Consider the following 20470-nt stretch of genomic DNA (forward strand, 5'->3'; position numbering starts at 1 on the left):
AGGGATTGCGTATCCACACTCAAGGTGTCGTCCCGGCGCCCGTGCGCAATTGCGCACTAGGCCGGGACGACCCCGAAGGTGCGGAAGCTATTCCGCCGCATCGAGAATCGGCGCCACCGTGGCCTTGAACTCCGGCACCGTCGCCATGCTCTTCGAGCGATAGATCAGACACGAGCAGCGCAGCAGCGAGGCGAAATTGTTGACCTCGCCATGATGGTCGAGCACCTCGTTGTAGAGCGTCGTCAGGAACTTGCCGAGGCTCATGGCCTCCCTGGCCGCGATCTCCTCCAGCGTATCCCAGAACGCCATTTCCAGCCGGATCGAGGTGCAATGGCCATCGATCCGCAGGGAGCGGGTCTGGGATTCGTAATCGCGTTGGGGCTGATGCGCGAAGAGATGGCACATGGCGTCCTCCCGTCCTGTTGCCATTTTTTCACGATGCTACACCGCTGCCCGGCGCCTCACAATCCGGACCGTCGTCGGATGTCGGCAGGTGCCGGCCTGCGCAATTTTCTCGAACGCTCAATGTCTTCAATGCGATAGGTAGCCCTCTTCCCCAGGCGGCCACACGGCTGTTGCCCAACACATGCTTTTGACGCAACACGGCCTAGAATAGCGCTGTCCGCGAATCCAGATCAGAACCTCATGCCCGTCCGCCAGCTTCCAGAACAGGTCGTCAACCGCATCGCCGCCGGCGAGGTGGTCGAGCGTCCGGCGAGCGTGGTCAAGGAGCTGGTCGAGAACGCCATCGATGCCGGCGCCAGCCGGATCGACGTCTTCACCGATGGCGGCGGGCGGCGCCGGATCGGCATCACCGACGACGGCGGCGGCATGACCGCGAAAGACCTCGCGCTCGCGGTCGAGCGCCACGCCACCTCCAAGCTCGACGACGAGGATCTGCTCCAAATCCGCACGCTCGGGTTCCGCGGCGAGGCGCTGCCCTCGATCGGCTCGGTGGCACGACTGTCCATCACCACCCGGCATGCGGGTGAGCCGCACGCCTGGGCGCTCACGGTCGAGGGCGGCGAGAAGTCCGAGATCATGCCGGCGGCGCTGGCGCATGGCACCCGCGTCGAGGTTGGCGACCTCTTCTATGCGACGCCAGCCCGGCTGAAATTCCTCAAGACTGACCGCACCGAGGCGGAAGCGATCCGCGAGGTGGTCAGGCGCCTCGCGATGGCGCGGCCTGATATCGCCTTCACGCTCGCGGGCGAAGAGCGCGCACCGGTGACCTGGGCTGCCGCGCTGCCCGGCGCCGCCGGCCGCCTGACGCGGCTCGGCGACATCCTGGGCGCTGAGTTTCGCAGCCATGCCTTCGAGATCCACGCCGAGCGCGAGGGCGTCGTCGTCGCCGGCTATGCCGCTGCACCTGCGCTGACCAAGGCCAACGCGCTCGGGCAGTATCTCTTCGTCAACGGCCGCCCGGTCCGCGACAAGCTGATCCTCGGCGCGGTGCGCGGAGCCTATGCCGACTATTTGCCACGCGACCGGCATCCCGTGCTGGCGCTGTTCGTTACGCTCGACCCACGCGAGGTCGATGCCAACGTCCATCCGGCCAAGACCGAAGTGCGCTTCCGCAACGCCGGCCTGGTCCGCGCGCTGATCGTGCACGGGCTGAAGGAAGGTCTCGCGCGTGAGGGGCGTCGCACCGCTGCCAACAGCGGCGAGAGCGCGTTGTCCGCGTTCCGGCCGGCCTTCACGCCGCCGCGTCCCGCAAGCTGGGACTGGCGGGCTTCGCCGTCCGCCCCAGTCGCGCCGATGCCGTCCTTCGAAGGATCGGCCGCACCCGCTTTCGCCGAGCGTGCGCAGGCCACCTTCGACGTCGGTGCGCCCAGCGCGGACGTGCGGATCGAGTCCCAGCCCGTCAGCGATCTGGTCGATCGTCCGCTTGGCGCCGCGCGCACGCAGATCCACGAGACCTATATCGTCTCGCAGACCCGCGACGGATTGATCATCGTCGACCAGCATGCCGCGCATGAGCGCATCGTCTATGAGCGGCTGAAGGCCTCGCTGGCGGCGAACGGCGTGCAGCGGCAGATCCTCTTGATCCCCGAGATCGTCGAGATGGACGAGGCGACGGTGGAGCGCCTCCTGGAGCGCAGCGAGGAGCTCGCATCGTTCGGCCTCGCCATCGAATCCTTCGGCCCCGGCGCGGTCGCGGTGCGCGAGACGCCCTCGCTGCTCGGCAAGACCAATGCCGGCGGCCTCTTGCGCGATCTCTCGGAGCACATGGCCGAGTGGGACGAGGCGCTGCCGCTCGAGCGCCGCTTGATGCATGTCGCGGCGACCATGGCCTGCCACGGCTCGGTGCGCGCCGGCCGAAGGCTGCGGCCGGAAGAGATGAACGCCCTGCTCCGCGAGATGGAGGACACCCCGAACTCCGGCCAGTGCAATCACGGCCGGCCGACCTATGTCGAGCTGAAGCTCAGCGATGTGGAGAAGCTGTTCGGGCGGCGGTGAGCCGTGGTGAAGGTGCCGTAGGGTGGGCAAAGCGAAGCGTGCCCACCACCTATCGCGATTGTGCAGAGTGCGTGGGCACGGCGCGACGCACCTTTGCCCACCCTACGGCAGTGCAGCTACGGCCGCTTCAAAAACACGAACTCCGTATCGTCATACGCCCGCCGCTCCAATTCCTCGTACCCTTCCGGCGTCACGAACTGCGCGGCCTTGGCCTCCTCGACCACCAGCAGCGCGCCGGGCGTGAGCCAGCCTCCGTCGCGCAAGCTCGCCAGCGCCTTCTCCGCAAAACCCTTGCCATAGGGTGGATCGAGGAACACCAGCGAGAACGGCTCGACGGGATGCGCGGGCCCGAGATCGGTGGCATCGCGGCGGTAGACCTTGCTCACGCCGCCGAGGCCGAGCGACTCGACATTGTTGCGCAGCAGCGCCCGCGCCTCGGCGCCATTGTCGACGAACAGCGTGAACTTCGCGCCGCGCGACGACGCCTCGATGCCGAGCGCCCCGGTACCGGCGAAGAGATCGAGCACGCGCGCGTCCGCAATCGGATCATCATAGGCGTGCACGAGGATGTTGAAGACGGACTCGCGCAAGCGGTCCGCCGTCGGGCGGATGTCGCGCGAGGACGGTGAGGCGAGATTGCGCCCCTTCAAACGACCGCCGACGACGCGCATTATGAGACTCGAATAGTAGAGGAACGGAAGGTGAGCTCCCTTCCCCCTTGTGGGGAAGGGTTGGGGAAGGGGGTGCCACAAGCAGCGACCTCTCGTGGGGTACCCCCCTCCCTAACCCTCCCCCACAAGGGGGGAGGGAACGAGAGAGTGCGGAGCGAATGACCGCGCTCCACCTCAGTCCTCCCGCGGCGTCAGGTCGCGCTTGCCGTGATAGCCGCGCTTGGGACGGCGCGGCGGGCCGTAGCCGTTGGCCTCTTCCTCGTTGCGCTCGCGCGCCTCCTCGCTGCCGGTGCGCTGCACCAGCACGCGGCGGCCCTTGCGGTCGTTGATCACGGCACGCTTGCTGGTGGGCTTCTTCTCGTCATCACCTGCAGAAGATTTCTGCGGCACGTCGAACTGCGCACCCGACTTCTCGATCACCTTGTCGCCGAGCTGGTCGCGCAGCACGCGCGAGCGGATCTCCTCGACCTGACCTTCGGGCACCTCGCCGAGCTGGAACGGACCGTAGGAAACCCGGATCAGGCGATTCACCTCGAGCCCGAGATGAGCGCAGACATTGCGCACCTCGCGGTTCTTGCCTTCGCGGATCGCGAACACCAGCCAGACATTGGCGCCCTGATCGCGCTCCAGCGTCGCTTCGATCGGACCGTATTTGACGCCCTCGACCTCGATGCCGTTCTTGAGCTCGTCGAGCTGCGCCTGGGTGACGTCGCCATGGGCACGAACGCGATAGCGGCGCAGCCAGCCGGTGTCGGGCAGCTCGAGCGTGCGCGCGAGCCCGCCGTCGTTGGTCAGCAGCAGCAGGCCTTCGGTGTTGAAATCGAGCCGGCCGATCGAGATCAGGCGCGGCAGGCCTTCGGGCAGGTTGTCGAACACGGTCGGACGACCCTCGGGGTCGTCATGCGTGGTCATCAGTCCGCGCGGCTTGTGGTAGAGGAACAGCCGCGTGCGCTCGCGCTCCGGCAACGGCTTGCCGTCGACCAGGACGACGTCGTTCTTTGTGATGTCGAGCGCCGGCGAGTTGATCACCCGGCCGTTGACGGTGACGCGGCCCTGCGTGACCATCTCCTCGGCATCGCGGCGCGAGGCAAGCCCCGCGCGGGCCAGCGCTTTCGCGATGCGCTCGCCGGCCTTCTTCGGCTTCGGCGCTTCTTCGCGGCGCGGACGGCGGTCGAAATCGCGGTCCCGCTCGCGATAGGCGCCGCGGCCGCCGAAAGCGGGACGCTTCTCGAAAATCCTGCTGTCGTCCTCGTTGTCACGGCGCGGGCGATCGCCGAAACGACCTTCGCTGCGCGGATGCTCGTGCCAATCGGAACGGCCTTCCGAGCGCTCGCGCGGACGGTTGAATTTCGGCCGGTCGCCGCCACGCCCGCCGCGGTCGCCATCGCCGTCGCGACGGGGCCGATCGAACTTCGGACGATCCTCGCGCGGGCGATCGAATTTGGGCCGCTCGCGGAACGGACGGTCGCCCGACGCGCGATCGTCGCGGGAGCGCGAGAAGCGCGGACGGTCCTCGCCGCCTTCGCGCTTTTGCCAGGGCTTGTCCTCGCCGCGATCACGGCCACCGAAATCCTTGCGCGGGCCTTTGCCAAAATCCTTGCGCGGCGGACGATCGCCACGCGGACGGTCGTCGCGCTTCTGCCACGGCTTGGAATCACCGCGCTCGCCGCGGTCGCGATCAGGACCGCCCCGCGAAAACTTCCGCTCGCTGTCGAACTTGCGTTCCGGACGATCGCCATGCGGCGCGTAGGGACGCTTGTCACCGAATTTCTTGTCGCCGAACCGGCCAGCGGGACGGGAATCGTCACGATCCCGGCTGCGCGGCGGACGGTCGTCACGGCCATAGGACGGACGATCACCACGCGGCTTGAACGGCCGCTTCTCGCCATCGCGCGAAGAGCGATCGGAAAACGGACGGTCGCCGCGCGGCTTGAAGCTGCGCTCGCCACGACCCTCGCTGCCGCGGTCATCGCGCTTGAAGCGGGGACGGTCGGAAAAATCGCGGCGCGGGGCATCGCCCTCCTCGCGGCGGCGGAACGGTTTCCCCTCGCGCGGCGCGCGGCTGTCACGGTCGCCACGGGGCGGGCGGCTGTCGCGATCGCCCCTGCGCTCGCTCTTGCCCTCAAAACCGCGCTTGGCGAACTTCTTCTCGGGGCCGCGTGCCTTGCCGGAACGGCCGCCTTTGGCCGGGCCTCGCCGGCCGCGGGAATCGTTGTCTTTGTCGCTGTCGCGAGGCATGAATGATCTCACTCAAGGGGGTGGCCATTAGGCATTGTGCGCGCTCGTTCCGAGCCGCATGCCCAGGCAAAACCGGTAAGCACTTCTGCTGAAGGCGCAGCTACTAGCAGGTTTCTTCGGATGATACGAGGCTTGAAAGCCCCCTCCTTCATGGATTTGGCGCTCAAAACGGCCGAAAATGCCGGAAAAGCGGGCGAAGTTCCGATCGGCTGCGTGGTGGTCCGCAATTACGAGGTCATCGCCACCGCGGCGAACCGGACGCTGACCGACCATGACCCCACGGCCCATGCCGAACTTGTCGCGCTGCGCGAGGCGGCGAAAAAGATCGGCAGCGAGCGCCTCGTGGACTGCGACCTCTACGTGACGCTGGAGCCCTGCACCATGTGTGCGGGCGCGATCTCGTTTGCAAGGGTGAGGCGCCTCTATTACGGCGCCGCCGATCCCAAGGGCGGCGCGGTGGAATCCGGCGTGCGGTTCTTCGCCTCGCCAACCTGTCATCACGCCCCGGACGTCTATTCCGGGGTCGGCGAGAGCGAGGCGGCGCGGCTGCTCAAGGAGTTCTTTCGGGAGCGAAGGTAGGGCAGTCGTAGCCCGGATGGAGCGAAGCGCAATCCGGGCCAGTGTCGCGGCGTTGACAGACCCGGATTTCGCTTCGCTCCATCCGGGCTACAAGATCGTCAGCCCGAAAAGAACTCGCGCAGCGCCTTTGCCGTCACGTCGGGATTCTCCTCGGTGAGGAAGTGGCCGGAATCCACCGGCATGCCCACGACGTTCGTCGCCCATTGCTGCCAGGTGTCGAGCGGCGTCGCCGCGGCCTGGGCGACGCCGGCATTGCCCCACAGCGCCAGCATCGGAATGGTGATCTTCTTGCCGGCTTCGAAATCGGCCTTGTCGAGGTCGTAGTCGAAATAGGCGCCGGCGCGGTAGTCCTCGCACATCGCATGCACGCGGGCGGGATCGCGGAACGGGGCGAGGTAATGCTCGAGCGCGCGCGGGTCGATGGCGTCCAACGTCCTCGACTTGGTCTGGCTCGCCATCTTGAAGCGCAGGAAGAACTCGCCATTGCCAGAGATCAGGGTCTCCGGCAGCGGATAGGGCTGCGCCAGGAAGGTCCAGTGGTAGATCTTCAGCGCGTAGGCGCGGTTCATCCGCTCCCAGTAATTATAGGTCGGCAGGATATCGAGCACCGCGAGCTTCGACAGCCGGCCGGGATGGTCGAGCGCGAGGCGGTAGGAGACGCGGCCGCCGCGGTCGTGGCCGGCGAGCGCGAAGTGCACGTGACCGAGCCGCTCCATCACTTCCACCATCGCCTTGGCCATGGCGCGCTTGCTGTAGGGGATGTGCAGCGCATCGCTCTCGGGCATGTCGGACCAGCCGTAGCCCGGCAAATCGGCGATGATCAGCGTGAAGTGCCTGGCCAGCTCGGGCGCGACCTGGTGCCACATCACATGGGTCTCGGAGAAGCCGTGCAGGAGCAGCAGCGGCGGCCCGCTGCCGCCGACGCGGGCGAAGATGCGGCCGAAGGAGGTATTGATCCATTCGGCGGCAAAATCCGGATAGAGGTCGGCGAGATCGGACATCTTTCTGCATCCTTTAAAGGGTCAATCGTGAGGCCGCCCCGACACCTAAAATTGCGAAAACAACCCCATGCACAGTAGCGGTATCATCAGCGGGGCTACTAACCCCAACAGCTGATTGCACATTCTGGAATGTCGATATGGCGGCGCGGTGACACAAGCCCTCGAGATTCTCGGATTGGCGCGCTTTACGCGCCGTCCGGGATCGCGAGCCGGTTCTTGTCAGCTGCTTGTTAGCCCTTGGCCTTCTCCGCCTCCACCGCCTGCCAGCCGATGTCGCGGCGGCAGAAGCCCTCGGGCCAGCTGATGCGGTCGACGGCCTGGTAGGCACGGCTCTGCGCCTCCGTCACGGTCTTGCCGAGCGCGCAGACATTGAGCACACGGCCGCCATTGGCGAGGATCGCGCCGTCCTTCTCGACCGTGCCGGCGTGGAAGATCTCGACGGTGTCCACCTTCGCCGCGTCATCGAGCCCGTCGATCCGCGTGCCCTTCTGGTAGTCGCCGGGATAACCCTTGGCCGCCATCACCACCGTGAGCGCGGAGTCCGGATGCCAGCGCAGATCGAAATTCTTCAGCTGGCCGTCGCAGGCGGCGAGGAAGGCCGGCACGATGTCCGACATCATGCGCAGCATCAGGACCTGGCACTCGGGATCGCCGAAGCGGACGTTGAACTCGAACAGTTTTGGCCCCTGCGTCGTCAGCATGATGCCGGCATAGAGAATGCCGCGGAACGGCGTGCCGCGCTGCTTCATGCCTGATACCGTCGGCAAGATGATCTTCGCCATGATCGCGTCGTGGATCGCGGGCGTCACCAAAGGCGTCGGCGAATAGGCGCCCATGCCGCCGGTGTTCGGGCCGACGTCGTGGTCGAACACGCGCTTGTGGTCCTGGGCGGAGGCCAGCGGAATCGCCGTCTCGCCGTCGCACAGCGCAAAGAAGCTGATCTCGCGGCCCGGCAAGAACTCCTCGATCACGACTTCAGTGCCGGCCTCGCCGAACGCGCCCTCGAACATCATGGCGATGGCGTCCTCGGCCTCGCGCACGGTCTTGGCGACGACGACACCCTTGCCGGCGGCGAGCCCGTCGGCCTTCACCACGATCGGCGCGCCCTGGCTCTGGACGTAGTCGCGCGCGTCCTTGGCGTTGGTGAAGCGCTTGTAGGCGCCGGTGGGAATGCCGAATTCGGTGCACAGCGCCTTGGTAAAACCCTTGGAGCTTTCGAGCTGGGCGGGAATCCTGCTCGGGCCGAACGCCTTGATGCCGGCAGCGGCGAGATCGTCGACGATGCCGGCCGCCAGCGGCGTCTCCGGCCCGACCACCACGAGCTCGACCTTGTTCGTCTTGCAGAACTCGATCACCGCCGCATGGTCGGCGACGTCGAGCGCCACGCATTCCGCCTCCCGCGCGATGCCGGCATTGCCGGGCGCGCACCAGAACTTGGTCACCAGGGGGGAGGCCGCGATCTTCCACGCCAGGGCATGTTCGCGGCCGCCGGAACCGAGCAGGAGAATGTGCATCGAGGGCTCGAAATGAGGGGTTTTGCTTGGGGGCGGAGGTCGCACGAATCGCGGCGGGTCTCAAGGGGGCGGCCCGAACTTCCCGTCATTCTGTGGGCGCGGCGCCTGCAAGCGGCGCACCGAGGTGATCGGCATTTTCCCAACGAGGATGGCGTCGTGCGCCTCACGGAAGGGATCCTGCTCAAACAGAACTATGATTAGACGGTCCGGCGCGCCCGCTGCATGAAACTCGAAACCATCGCGCCATTGAGACGATCCGACCGTCGGCCTTCCGGCAATCGCCAGCTTTCCTGCTCGGCTCTTGGCGGCGAACGCATTGGTGCACCGCCGGCTATACCAAGATTGGGGACACGATCGCAGTGGCGAACCGCCCGGTTTGCGGACCAAACGGCGGCGTACGGTATGGACGAACCTATCCACTCATGCCGTTACGGTCACGTGAGCCACCCGGAACACTTTGCCCGATGGGTAACGCTTTCTTCAACTTTGCATGGGTATGGTCACAGTGCCGATATCCGTAAACAGGCGAATTTTTGAGGCATCCATGACTAAATCTTTTGAAGATGTGGCGGATTTAGACATCCAAGATCCGACATACTTGGCCAGTCCGGGGATCAACGGAACTGATCTCAAGGCTTGGCGCAAGAAGCATGGGTTTACCCAGGAAATGCTGCGGCTCGCCCTTCAGGTCGGATCGCGGCAAACCATTATCTCTTGGGAAAAGTCCGAACAGCGACTGCCTCGCTACATCTACCTTGCCTTGATTGGACTTGAGCACTTGGACCACGGTCACGGCTTCATGACCGGGTATCGGTTTACTGCTGCTGAGGCGCGGGCGGCTCGGAAAAAAGCAACGTTTTGAGACTTGCTATGACGGCTGCGAGCCATATTTCATTGGGTAGGCCCCCCACCTACGCCCTGTCGGTGGATATTGGGGTCTGTGTCTTTGATCTATGGAAACTACGGGGTGATGCCCCGTCCTGCCAGACGTTAAAGTGGCGACATTCGATCTCTCGTGCCCTGACAAGCACCGCGTGGTGGGCCAAAGGCCACGCAAAGCGATCCCTGAAACTGCAAACAGCCCCATGGGCTGAGGGATCGCTATTATGAAGACCATTGGTTGGGCCGCTATCGTTTACTCCGTTCATGATGCCTACACGTTCGGCGCGCTTGTCGCGCTTATCGTCGGCGAACTTGCCGTCACGCAATTGGCGAAGAAGCGTCGCCTTGGGCGCCCTTAACTCGACTTTCGAGGGTCGCAATGAAGCCGCCGCAAGTCGAGCACGCCATCATAGCAATGTAGTCATCGGATTGATCCTCCATTGCGGCGGCATTTTCTGGCGTCATCGTAGCCAGATACTTCTCTTTCAGATCAGCCATTCGGCGATCGATTTCGTCCAGGTCGAGGTTGTGGGCAATCGTGTTGCGCAAGCTGTTGGCTGCGTTGAGAACGCCCCACCACGGCTCATTCTGTTCGCCCTTAGCGAATACCTTGCACTTCTCCATTTTGTCCGAGAACTTCATCCGGCGCAGTCTGCGCTTCGACACACCATTCGCAGAAACGTAGGAGTTCATTATTTGCTCGGCTTCCAAATGATTGCGGAGAATAGAGAGCGTGAGCGTGTTCATATTCTCATTGCGTTCACGTATTTCCGCAATCCGCGCCTGGACTTCCGAGTCGTCAATATTCATTGTTTCCCTCCGTGAACTCCGAAGCCAAAGCATCAGTGGAGATGGTTTAGTGCATTGTCACCGTAATCCTCCGAGTGAATCAGCAAATTGGGAGTGACAGTCCACTAAGTTCTTAAGTCAAAACATCGGTTGACACGATTGAGTGCACCGTCGCCTTAATCGCAATGATACTCTAAGAGAATCGAACGGGCGTCACGGAGCCGGTGGAGACGAGTCGTCTGACTTGCCGGCTGGCTTGCGGCCGGCTTTCCCTGCTTCTTCAGATGTCTCCCCTAAGCGCTCCCCAAGCTCTAGAGCCTCGCTCTTGAGAACGGAAGCCTTCAATTCAGCTATGCGTGTCTCGATCTCCTCGTCGGAGACTTCGATACGAAGCTGGTCTTGAACAAACTTTAGCCTGCCCTCGGCGTCGCGGAGCAACTCGGACCAAGACTTCACCCACACCTTGTGGTTCGGCTTGTCGATGAAAAGACCGACCGCTCTATTTTCCTGAGTGATGCGTGCCTTTACAACATCATCGTATTCACTCGTCACCAAATAGAAGTTCCAGCTCGTTGAAGTGTTTATGAAATCCGGCTGCGCCAAAATCGAATTCACATAATCTTCCAACTGATCGAGCTCCTTGCGCCCAATCGTAAGCGATGGACGCTTCAGCTCTATCAACAAAAACTCACGGTGGTTCTCATCTCCGTGCGGGACAAGACGCCCCATGAATGAGTCTATCCTACCGATCTTGCCATCGGGCTTCCTACCCTTTGCACCTTTGGAGCGTTTAAGCGCCAATTCCTCAGAGACGCGCTGCATAATCTTGGTGAGGCCAGCCTCGGCCATCGTAAAATGAAAGCCTTCACCGAACAGCCAGGTATTGTCTCGCACGAGCACATCAAGCTCGCCCCGCTCCTTAATAGTTCGGCGGTGCTTCGGTTCAAACACGATTTCCTTCAGTACCTTGAGCGCAACTATTCGGTTGGCGACAAGGTTTGATGCCGCGATGATGTTGCCCAGCTCCGTCTTTTCAAGGAGCTGTGAGAATTCATCTTGCCGAAGCTTTGGGAGATTGAATACGGCCTTAAGAATGCGCGACACCGACTCGGGATTGTTCCTCACGGCCTCCCTAAGTAGCCCTAAAGTGATCTTCTTAAGTGGATTGTCGGCCTTCTTGAAGTCGCGCGAGTACGAGGCGACCGCATGGGTGGTGATATCGAATACTTGCCGCTCACGACGCTCGACTTCGTCTTTTGGTTCCCCCTCGTACGGGTACACTCCAGCCGCCCTTAGCTCTTCAATCAGTTCGCCAGACTTTTCGGCTTGGCGAAAACGGAAATAGTCCGTCAACGTATCTCGAACGTATTCAAGTACCCGAGCGAAGTCAGGATCAGTCAGGCCATCAAACTCAAGGAGATTGGCTTGGGCGATCTCACCAAAAAATGGAGTGTAGGCGTACGCCGAGAACTCGAATTCTGGAGCAGTCACATTGGCTGGCAGCGAGCCAAGGACAACTCCGCTTTCCCCTCCAAAATATATCTTTCGTGCTGTGACGCGCGGTCTCCACTCGATCACGCGGAGAGTCAGGTCCTTGACGACGCGACCCGGACAGATAATTGCCTGCTTCGGAAACTCATGAGAACGTTCAATAGTTCGCTTCGGATCAACTGCTTTACCGTCATATATGATCTCGACATCAGGATATTGAAGTATATATGGCGCGAAGATCGCGTCGAACTCTGAGCGTGCTTGATCGCCGGTCAGCCAATCGAACGTTTCTTTTAGAGGGGAGAGTTGGACGACTGTCCCTTTTTCGGCGTTCGCATCGGCTGGAGTGGGATCAGATACGTTGCTGATCTCCAGCCGATCCGCGTCTATATCGATCGTCAATTTCAACAGCGAGTTGTTTTGCTCATAGACAGAATCCCAGTGCGCTCGTCGCGCTAGCGAGAAGAAGCGCAATCGGCCTTGGCCTTCCTTTCCATGAATCGCGCGAGCGAGAACGAGCGTTCGAGCGTTGGTCCTCTTCCATGACTCGCCTAGACTTTCGAAATCATGTTCGGCTCTCTCTTTGCTGATGCCGGTTCCGTTATCTCGAATGATAATGCTCTCCAGGCCTCCCAAGGCATTCCGTTCGAATTCGACGGATGTGCGCTTGGCGTCGGCGTCGAGGGCGTTCCATACGAACTCTGAAATCGCCTTCACGTGGTCATGCGTGCTTGCCACCTTTTGCAGGTGGTCATGTTTAGCCTTGAGAGTGAGTACGACCATCTCTTAAACGCATTGCGGATGAAAACGAGGGAATATGGCGAAGCTAGTCTAGCCAGATGAGTACGCTATTTACAACCTCAAGTCTGCGCGGCGGACTGGCGTCAGTCAGTCGAGCTAACCGAGCTTGGCGCTTGGGAAGCAGCCGAATCGGCTAAGCCTCCAATCCAATAGTCAGTCAGTGTAATCCTCGAACGTGTTCACCTGAGGCAACGTGGCTGATGAAGCGGCCGCCTCCGATCGCCGCGCGCTTATTCACGATTTGCTTGCTTTGCCGAGTCGCGAGCAGACCTAAACTCGAAAAACCTCGACTCCGGCCGAAATGTCGAAAAGTGCCTACACTGTTTTCCGCACAGTCTATCTGATGGCTGGTTATTACAGTAAAATCAGATAGTTATAATACTCTAAACTCCCTCAAAATGGGGAGGGCGCCGCAATTCGCACCGCGATCAAACGTAACTGCGTGGCAGTGCCCCTACCCCTGCTTCCCCGCAATGATCTCCTGCAACGTCGCGACGTGCCGGGCGAAGGCGCCGCGGCCGGCGGCGGTGGCGGTGACCGTCGTCTGCGGCTTCTTGCCGACGAACGCCTTGTCCACCTGGACGTAACCCGCCTTCGCCAGCGTCTCGATATGCGCGCCGAGATTGCCGTCGGTGGCGCCGGTCAGCTTCTTCAGCCGCGAGAACTCCAGTCCCGCGGTCGCAGGCAGCGCGTTCAGCGCTGCCATGATCTTCAGCCGCAGCGGCTGGTGGATGATGTCGTCGAGATCCGCCACGCCTAGCCCCGCCGCATCCAGAGGGTACCTGCGATCAGAGCACCGCCATTGACGGCCGCCATCCACGGCAACAGCGGCACACCCGGGATATAAAAATATCCGATCAGCGTCAGTGCGATGATGGTCGCGCCGAGCGGTGCAAAGGCGTAGCCGAACCGAAGGCCCGCCGTCAGGTAGACCAGTGTGATGTAGACCTGCCAAAACACCGTTTGCTGGCGCGGCGAGAACCTGCCGAAGTAGCAGCAGACGAGGCCAAAGGCGGCGATCAGCAGGAGCGCCAGCAGAGTGCGCCTGTCGAACAGGCGGATGCCGTTTCTCGAAAGATGATAGGCGCCGAGAACAACGAGGCCGAGAGCCGAGACGACGTAGAGTGCAAACCAGAAATACAGCCCGTCATTCACCACGAACCAGCTGTTCCAATAATAGGCCCCGTAGCGCGGCCAGAACCACATCAGCATATCGTCGGCAAACGGCATCACGGCCCATATCAGCAGGACGAGACCCGCGACCAGGTAGACCTGCGACCGCTGCCCACGACGAACGGCATGCTCATTGGCGTTCAGTGCTTCAGGAGCCTGATGGCTGTCGATCACGGGCGCGCTCCTTCCTGGGTATTGGCTGCAGGCTGGTGGATGATGTCGTCGAGCCCGGGCATGCGCTAGATCCGCCGCATCCAGAGGCCGCCGAGGATCAGGCCACCGCCATTGACGAAGGCCATCCAGAGCGGGAACGCCTCGCCGATGTAGAAAAAGCCGATCAGCGTCAGCGCCGTGATGCCGAGGCCGATCGCAACGAAGGCGTAGCCGAACCACAGCCCGGCGAGTGTGTAGAACAGCATGAAATAGATCGGCCAGAACGTTCCCAGCTGGCGCGGACCAAAATGACCGACGACGTTGGTGACGAAATAACCGAAGGCGAAGAACAGCGCGAATACCAGGAACAGCCTGATGCCAACGCCGGCGCCAAAGGGGTGGCTTTTCGGATCGAGCACGCGAAGTGCAATCAGACCACCGACGCCGAAAACATCCGCGGCAACCCAGGCGTAGGCCGCGTAGATCGGCCAAAGCCAGGTCACGAGATTGGCTGCGAACACCAGCACGCCCCACCAGACCGCGGCGAGGCTCGCCAGCTCATAGAGCTGCGATTGCTTCACGCGCTGGACGATATCGTCGATATCGGCCAGCGCTGCGGACGCCTCCCTGCTGTCGATCATGACTGCCCTGCCCCGCGCGTTGCCACGTCCTCGGCGATCACCGAAATCGCCTTCGGATGGGTGACGATGCCCATATGATTGATGCCGTCAATGACCTTGACGTCGACCGACGGCTTCACCGCCTGCACGGTCTGCGCATATTTGTCCGAGATCATCATCTCGTCATCAGTGCCGCCGAAGATGGTGACCGGACGTGTGGTTGCCGGCAGATCGAGGCGATAGCCGCGCGTCGCGAAATTGCGCGTCAGGCGATCGGAATAGGTCGAGACGAGGTACTTCGCCGAGCTCGGCGGCACCGCCAGGGCCAGCACCGGAAGCTGCGAGCAGCAGTCGATGCCGAGCTTGCGCAGCGCCGTCAGACCGAAGAAGCGCGGGACATTGAAATTGGCCCAGCCGCCCGCGTTCGGCCGGTTGGTCGGTGCGTCATGGCCGAGATAGGGCGCGAGCAGCACGGTGCGCACGAACATGTCCTGCATGATCGGCGTCGCGGCGACTCGCAGCGAGAAGCCGGCGCCGGCGGAATGGCCGATCAGAGTGAGCGGCAGATCCGCCGCGGTCTTGCGAACTTCGGCAACGAAATCGACGAGATCGTCCTCGAGCTGGCCGACATAGCCGATATCGCCGCGGGTGCCGGAGCCGCCATGCCCGCGGATGTCGAGCGCCCAGGTCTCCACCCCGCGCGCGGCGATCGCGTGGGTCAGCGCGTGGTTAACGGTGCCGCTGGAGCCGGAGGAGCCATGGATGAAGATCGCGCCGCGGCCCGCCGCCGGGCCCCCGGAGCCATTTCCGTTCCGATGGGATCGGGCTCCGGATTCTTGTTTTGACGCGTTTTCTTCACGCGAACCGGCTTCCACTTCGCTTGAAAACGCTTTGGCCGCATAGTGGCGATAGCCGATCCAGGTGCCGTCGCGGGCCTGGAAGCGCTCCAGCGGCGGCAGCGTGGTCCAGTCGATCCCCTTGGCGGAGTCGGAGACCGACCGCATCTCGGGTGGCCGCTCCAGCGGCGTTGCGATCATCGCAGTCAGGATCAGCGCCACGCCGCCGACCGCACACAGGGCCCATTTCAGACCGCTCAAGACGCCGCGCAGCAACCGGACCGCCATGACCGTTCTCCCTCAAACACATCAATCAATAGAGAACTCTATAATACAGAGTACTCTCCCAATCAATCCCTCGATTGGCGCCGCGCGGCGAAAATCCTTAACGTCGGGTCTGACCCCAAAATGCCGAATCGTTTGCTAGATGCCGCCTGCGGAACAACTGAACAACGCGTTTGAATTCACCGTCTCCGAGCTCTCCCAATCCCTGAAGCGGACGGTGGAGGACACCTACGGCCATGTCCGGGTCCGCGGTGAGATCTCGGGCTTCCGCGGCGCCCACTCCTCCGGCCATTGCTATTTCGCGCTCAAGGACGAAAGCGCCAAGATCGAGGCGGTGATCTGGAAGGGCGTGCACGGCCGGATGCGCTTCAAGCCCCAGGAAGGGCTCGAGGTCATCGCCACCGGCAAGCTCACGACCTATCCGGGCTCCTCGAAGTACCAGATCGTGATCGAGGCGCTGGAGCCGGCCGGCATCGGCGCGCTGATGGCGCTGATGGAGGAGCGCAAGAAGAAGCTCGCCGCGGAAGGGTTGTTCGATGAAGCGCGCAAGCAGCTGCTGCCGTGGCTGCCGGAGGTGATCGGCGTCGTGACCTCGCCGACCGGCGCCGTCATTCGCGACATCCTGCACCGGCTGGAGGACCGCTTCCCCCGCCGCGTGCTGGTGTGGCCGGTGAAAGTTCAGGGCGACGGCTCGGCCGAGCAGGTCGCGGCCGCCATCCGCGGCTTCAACGCGATTGCCCCGGGCGGCAGGATTCCGCGCCCCGATGTGCTGATCGTCGCGCGCGGCGGCGGCTCGCTGGAAGACCTCTGGTCGTTCAACGAGGAGATCGTAGTGCGGGCAGCAGCCGAGAGCATGATCCCGCTGATCTCGGCGGTGGGGCACGAGACCGACATCACGCTGATCGACTTCGTCGCCGACAAGCGCGCGCCGACGCCGACGGCGGCGGCGGAGATGGCGGTGCCGGTGCGCAGCGAATTGTTCGTCGAGGTCGCCGACCTCGGACGCCGCACCCGCGCCTATTGGCAGCGCGCCCAGGAAAGCCGTCGCAGCGAGTTGCGCGCCGCCGCACGCGCGCTGCCCGCGGCCGGCGATCTGCTCGCCATTCCCAGGCAGCGGCTGGATTCGGCGGGCGCGTCCCTGCCCCGCTGCCTCAAGGCCAACACGCACGCGCATTTCCGCAGGTTTACCGCCGCAAGCTCAAAGCTGACGCTGCGGGTGCTGCACGGCCAGATCTCTCAGGCCGACCACCGCCTCACCGTGTGCGGCGAACGGCTTGGCCTGTCCGCGCGCTCGTTGCTGCGGCGTCGGCGCGACCGCTTTGCCGGACTTGAGGTTCGCTTGCGCGCGTCAAAGCTCTCCAATGCGCAGGCGCAGCGCAACACGATTGCCCGCCAGCGCGAGCGCACGCATCGCCTCAGCGAGCGCGCCGGCCGCGCGCTCGTCACGTTGCTGCAGCGGCTGGAGGCCCGCGTCGAGAACAGCGGCAAGCTGCTGTCCGCACTGTCCTACCGCAGCGTGCTCGCGCGCGGCTTCGCGCTGGTGCGGGACGAGGCGGGGCATCCCGTGCATGCGGCCGACAGCATCGGGCCGAATGCGCGGCTCGAGATCGAGTTTGCGGATGGACGCGTGGGCGCGACCGCGGATGCGGATCGCCCGGCGCCAACGGCCAAGCGCACGCCCGCGCAGCCAAAGTCGGCTGCGGCGGATACAAAGCCCGCGCCGAAGCGTGTGGCCAAGCCGGTGGATCAGGGCAGCTTGTTCTGAGGTGTGAGGCGCCTCTGCGATCGCAGCGCTCCCAATGCTAACCCGTCATCCTGAGGTGCGAGGCTTGCGATGCAGACGCATCGCAAGGTGAGCCTCGAAGGATGTACGGCCGCGATGCAGCCGGGCCGTCGCCCTTCGAGGGCCGCTGAAGAAGCGGCCGCCTCAGGGTGACGGTGTTGGACTGATGTACTTCACCGGCACGACAATCCCGCGTCGATCGTGGTCCAGAAGCCGCAATGCTCCGGTGCGCGCTGTGGGGCGCCGGCGTGGGCTTCGTAGAGGAAGATCGCGACGGTGAAGACGGCCAGTGCGGAGGCGAAGAGGACGATGCGCATGAGGACTGCGTTTAATCGACATCGTGGTCGAACTAAGGCGCCCTCACCTGCTGAAACCGGCGCCGCGCGCGATCCGTAGATTCCCGGTCGGCCATCACAGTCCGTGCAGGGCGGTGGTCGATGCGGGGCTGTCCGCCTGAATTTGTTCCTCGGACGGCCCCGCTTTGGAAGACCCGTAGCCCGGATGGAGCGAAAGCGTAATCCGGGTTCGTGCCACGCGCTGCGCTGCCCCGGATTGCGCTGCGCTCCATCCGGGCTTCGGCACTTCCATTACCGCGCCAGCCACTGCGCGACGTCCTTTTGCGACTCCGCGCGCGCCTCGGCATCCGTGCCGAGATGGCCGCGCTCGGGCACGGCGGCATCGTTGCTGCCGCCGGCGGCGTGCAGCGGTGTGTTGGCGCGGTCGAAATCGTGATAGGCGTCGGGATAGACCACGATGCGTGCGAGCGCGCTGCGGCCATGCGCGCCCTCGACCATCTGGCGGCAGGCCGGCGGCGAGGAGACGTCGTCATTGGCGCCGATCAGCACCAGGGTCGGCACCCGCGTGCTCCAGCCGAGACCGGCGGAGATCCGGCAGTCCGGATAGAACGCGATCGCGGCGCGGAAATCGGGCGCCAGGTCGCGCGCCGCGCTCTGCGGCCGCACGGCCCACAGCAGCGCGCTCGCGCCGTTGGCCCAGCCCATCAGGCTGACGCGATCGCGCGCCACCCAGGACTGCTTCATCAGCCAGGCGCGCGATGCCGCGACGTCGGTGACGCGCTCACGCCGCGCCTTGACGTGCATCTCCTTGACGCGGCATTGCGGCCCGAGCTCACGCGAGCCGTAGCTGTCGGGCAGCAGCACGGCATTGCCTGCCCTGAGCAGGCGCTCGGCCCAATCGCGGTAGCGCGGCAGCACGGAATCGGAATGGCTGCTGAGGCCGTCGCAACCGTGCAGCGCGATCACGGCCGGAAATGGCCCCGCCCCTTCAGGCTTGTAGAGCTGCGCATGCAGCACGCCGGACGCCAGCGGAATGTCGACCTGCTGCGGCGCCGGCGCGGCATGCGCGGCGGACATCAGCAGCGTCAGAAACAGGGCGGTCAGTCGAAGGCGCATCGGACTCTGCCACAGGAGATGCCGGAACCAGCGATCCTTCACCCAAGCACTATCACGCGGAAACGGCGGCAAAACATCACAAACCAGTGGGTTTACCGGGCGGACAAGCCGCCCTATCTGTGCTACATCCCGTCCAACACATCGTGCCCTCCAGTTTCGACGGAGCGGCCTTCCACGGAGACTTTCGACCGTGCTGAACAAGTTCGGCCCCTCGGGCCATGGCGAAGCGCAAGTGCAATATCTCGACGGCGACTTCCGCGTGATCTCGCCGGGGACCTTCGTGCGCTGTGCCATCACCGACACGCGGATTCCGCTCGACGAGCTGAAGTACTGGAGCGTGGATTTGCAGGAGGCCTACGCCACACCCGCCGCCGTGCTGCAGCGGCATTTCCCCGGCGCGCCGAAACCGCAGCAATGAGCCTTCGGCTCTCGTAGGGTGGGCAAAGGCGCTAAGCGCCGTACCCACCATCTCTCCATGACCGCGATGGACAAGGTGGCCACGCGTTGCTTTGCCCACCCTACGAGAGCGGGTTCGTGGCGTCGTTCTGCTATTGCTGCTCGGGACCATCCGCCCCCACACAAGTCTTGATCGCGCTCTTCCTGGCTTCGCCGACGACCTTCTGATCGATCGCCTGCTTCAGGCAATCGAGCCGCGCCTGCGCCATGCAGAGCTGCAGCTGGTCGCGCTTGTCCTGTCCTTTCAGGCTCGCGGTCGTGGCAAGGCACGTCACGCGCTTGGTCGCGGGAACCGGCACGGTGACGGTCGGGCTTGCTGTCGGCGCGGGAGTTTGCGCGAAGACGGGCGCAACGATCAGACACACAAGGCTGGCGGCAACGGTCGCAGACGGCAGTTTCATCGAATTCTCCTGATCGTCGGGAACCGATAGGCGTTTTGCGATGAATGTCGCCTGAATGGCGGGCTGCTGCGGGTTAGGCAAAGCGCAGCCGTGTGGCGTGGCACGAGCGGTGCAACTTTTGGCGCGTCATGGGATGGAGACGATGTTCGCGTGCACCTGAACCGCGAGTCTCACCGAGGAAAAGATCTCCGTCGTGCCGATCCGCGTTGCATCGAAGAATACTTGCACTCCGTAGTTAGTCATTTCGCGTTGTGGTTGGATTCTTTGTTGCAATCCGGCGCCCTTAAGTTGTTTGACGAAGTCTTGTTGAAACAGAGAGCTGCTACAGTGTTCGTTAGGTAATTGGCCCTGTTCCTTTTATCGCACAGACAATCAAGTCAACCAAACAGCCATCGAGCTTTGGAATTGGCGCAGTCTGTGAACGGGCTCATATCGAAAGAGCCATCCGACGGGCTACGATCACCTCGAAAATTTGCGGTGGAATATCTGTAAATCGAGAGTCAAACGATGGGGGTGATCATGCCCACCATATTGGACTTGCTCTATCGTGAATATTGTCGCGCCCGTCTCGCTGAAATGCGCAAACAGCTTCTGATCGCAGCTGAACGCTCCGAAGCTCTCGAAGCGCTTCGTCATCCTGCGGATCAGGTTGACGATGAGAGGACGGACGCACATCGCAAGACCGTTCACGGCCTGCCGCATTGAAGTGGCCCGCGACCGGCGATCTCTCCCGCGTAGCAGTGACCAAGCAATTGGCAACAGTTTGGGAGTGAGCAATGAATACACCCGAATGCTATACCGTCGCGGTAGCCTGCGTCTCGTGCCTGACCATTATTGGATTAATGGCCGTCGGGGCGTGGTGAGCACGACTGATTGCTGAACTGCGATACCGGTACGCGTGAAGACGACGCGCCAAGAACGGGAA

General features: G+C 63.2%; 20 protein-coding genes. 6 read left to right on the forward strand and 14 right to left on the reverse strand.

Features of this window, described 5'->3' with window-relative positions:
- Window positions 1-87 precede the first annotated feature (87 nt).
- A complete protein-coding gene (locus BM190_RS13235) occupies window positions 88-405 on the reverse strand; it encodes a ribbon-helix-helix domain-containing protein (RefSeq protein ID WP_018321943.1) in 318 nt (105 codons plus the stop codon).
- 240 nt (window positions 406-645) lie between these two features.
- On the opposite strand from BM190_RS13235, the gene mutL reads away from it, so the two are divergent.
- Entirely contained in the window at window positions 646-2460 is a 1815-nt protein-coding gene (gene mutL, locus BM190_RS13240) for a DNA mismatch repair endonuclease MutL (protein ID WP_092255225.1), read from the forward strand.
- 116 nt (window positions 2461-2576) lie between these two features.
- On the opposite strand, the gene rsmD is transcribed toward mutL, so the two are convergent.
- Together rsmD and BM190_RS13250 are read right to left on the reverse strand one after the other, a co-directional pair.
- Window positions 2577-3131: a 16S rRNA (guanine(966)-N(2))-methyltransferase RsmD gene (rsmD, locus tag BM190_RS13245; protein WP_092255227.1), complete on the reverse strand. Its 555-nt coding sequence runs from the start codon at window positions 3129-3131 to the stop codon at window positions 2577-2579.
- Window positions 3132-3305: 174 nt separating this feature from the next.
- A complete protein-coding gene (locus BM190_RS13250; RefSeq protein ID WP_177237060.1) occupies window positions 3306-5369 on the reverse strand; it encodes a pseudouridine synthase in 2064 nt (687 codons plus the stop codon).
- A 120-nt stretch (window positions 5370-5489) separates the two neighbouring features.
- Between BM190_RS13250 and BM190_RS13255 the strand changes: the two genes are divergently transcribed.
- Window positions 5490-5948 carry a nucleoside deaminase gene (locus BM190_RS13255; protein ID WP_092255233.1) on the forward strand — a complete coding sequence of 153 codons (459 nt, stop codon included), beginning with the start codon at window positions 5490-5492 and terminating at the stop codon, window positions 5946-5948.
- A gap of 98 nt (window positions 5949-6046) precedes the next feature.
- Here BM190_RS13255 and BM190_RS13260 read toward each other — a convergent pair whose 3' ends face one another.
- Complete coding sequence (locus tag BM190_RS13260) at window positions 6047-6949, reverse strand: alpha/beta fold hydrolase (RefSeq protein WP_092255236.1); 903 nt, start codon at window positions 6947-6949, stop codon at window positions 6047-6049.
- 230 nt (window positions 6950-7179) lie between these two features.
- Window positions 7180-8463 carry a phosphoribosylamine--glycine ligase gene (purD, locus tag BM190_RS13265; RefSeq protein ID WP_092255239.1) on the reverse strand — a complete coding sequence of 428 codons (1284 nt, stop codon included), beginning with the start codon at window positions 8461-8463 and terminating at the stop codon, window positions 7180-7182.
- Between the two features lie 544 nt (window positions 8464-9007).
- Here purD and BM190_RS13270 point away from each other — a divergent pair.
- Window positions 9008-9325 (forward strand): helix-turn-helix transcriptional regulator, encoded by a 318-nt coding sequence (locus BM190_RS13270; RefSeq protein ID WP_143109039.1) that lies wholly within the window; start codon window positions 9008-9010, stop codon window positions 9323-9325.
- Between the two features lie 338 nt (window positions 9326-9663).
- Here BM190_RS13270 and BM190_RS13275 read toward each other — a convergent pair whose 3' ends face one another.
- The 6 genes from BM190_RS13275 to BM190_RS13300 form a co-directional block, all read right to left on the reverse strand.
- Complete coding sequence (locus tag BM190_RS13275) at window positions 9664-10155, reverse strand: hypothetical protein (protein WP_092255245.1); 492 nt, start codon at window positions 10153-10155, stop codon at window positions 9664-9666.
- A 192-nt stretch (window positions 10156-10347) separates the two neighbouring features.
- A complete protein-coding gene (locus BM190_RS13280) occupies window positions 10348-12408 on the reverse strand; it encodes an ATP-binding protein (RefSeq protein ID WP_092255248.1) in 2061 nt (686 codons plus the stop codon).
- 472 nt (window positions 12409-12880) lie between these two features.
- Window positions 12881-13180 carry a winged helix-turn-helix domain-containing protein gene (locus BM190_RS13285; RefSeq protein ID WP_092255251.1) on the reverse strand — a complete coding sequence of 100 codons (300 nt, stop codon included), beginning with the start codon at window positions 13178-13180 and terminating at the stop codon, window positions 12881-12883.
- A 2-nt stretch (window positions 13181-13182) separates the two neighbouring features.
- Window positions 13183-13773, reverse strand: coding sequence for a hypothetical protein (locus BM190_RS13290; RefSeq protein ID WP_092255254.1), 591 nt, complete (start codon window positions 13771-13773; stop codon window positions 13183-13185).
- 65 nt (window positions 13774-13838) lie between these two features.
- The gene (locus BM190_RS13295) at window positions 13839-14393 is read right to left on the reverse strand and encodes a hypothetical protein (RefSeq protein ID WP_092255257.1); all 555 of its coding nucleotides are present in this window, start codon (window positions 14391-14393) and stop codon (window positions 13839-13841) included.
- Complete coding sequence (locus BM190_RS13300) at window positions 14390-15496, reverse strand: alpha/beta hydrolase (RefSeq protein ID WP_092255260.1); 1107 nt, start codon at window positions 15494-15496, stop codon at window positions 14390-14392. Before BM190_RS13300 ends, BM190_RS13295 begins: the two co-directional genes overlap by 4 nt.
- A gap of 139 nt (window positions 15497-15635) precedes the next feature.
- On the opposite strand from BM190_RS13300, the gene xseA reads away from it, so the two are divergent.
- Window positions 15636-17258 (forward strand): exodeoxyribonuclease VII large subunit, encoded by a 1623-nt coding sequence (gene xseA / locus BM190_RS13305; RefSeq protein WP_092255264.1) that lies wholly within the window; start codon window positions 15636-15638, stop codon window positions 17256-17258.
- Window positions 17259-17449: 191 nt separating this feature from the next.
- Here the strand turns inward: xseA and BM190_RS40390 are convergent, their stop codons facing one another.
- Both BM190_RS40390 and BM190_RS13315 read right to left on the reverse strand, forming a co-directional pair.
- Complete coding sequence (locus BM190_RS40390; RefSeq protein ID WP_018321928.1) at window positions 17450-17593, reverse strand: hypothetical protein; 144 nt, start codon at window positions 17591-17593, stop codon at window positions 17450-17452.
- A gap of 270 nt (window positions 17594-17863) precedes the next feature.
- Window positions 17864-18688, reverse strand: coding sequence for a dienelactone hydrolase family protein (locus BM190_RS13315; RefSeq protein WP_092255911.1), 825 nt, complete (start codon window positions 18686-18688; stop codon window positions 17864-17866).
- Window positions 18689-18878: 190 nt separating this feature from the next.
- Between BM190_RS13315 and BM190_RS13320 the strand changes: the two genes are divergently transcribed.
- On the forward strand, window positions 18879-19106 hold the full coding sequence (locus BM190_RS13320) for a DUF2093 domain-containing protein (protein WP_018321926.1): 228 nt from the start codon (window positions 18879-18881) through the stop codon (window positions 19104-19106).
- A gap of 130 nt (window positions 19107-19236) precedes the next feature.
- Here the strand turns inward: BM190_RS13320 and BM190_RS13325 are convergent, their stop codons facing one another.
- On the reverse strand, window positions 19237-19545 hold the full coding sequence (locus BM190_RS13325) for a hypothetical protein (protein WP_026202638.1): 309 nt from the start codon (window positions 19543-19545) through the stop codon (window positions 19237-19239).
- A gap of 507 nt (window positions 19546-20052) precedes the next feature.
- Here BM190_RS13325 and BM190_RS13330 point away from each other — a divergent pair.
- Window positions 20053-20250 carry a hypothetical protein gene (locus BM190_RS13330; RefSeq protein WP_084674967.1) on the forward strand — a complete coding sequence of 66 codons (198 nt, stop codon included), beginning with the start codon at window positions 20053-20055 and terminating at the stop codon, window positions 20248-20250.
- Window positions 20251-20470: the final 220 nt, after the last annotated feature.

Origin of the sequence: Bradyrhizobium sp. Rc3b (assembly GCF_900114915.1) — a bacterium.
In the GTDB taxonomy this organism is placed as follows: domain Bacteria; phylum Pseudomonadota; class Alphaproteobacteria; order Rhizobiales; family Xanthobacteraceae; genus Bradyrhizobium.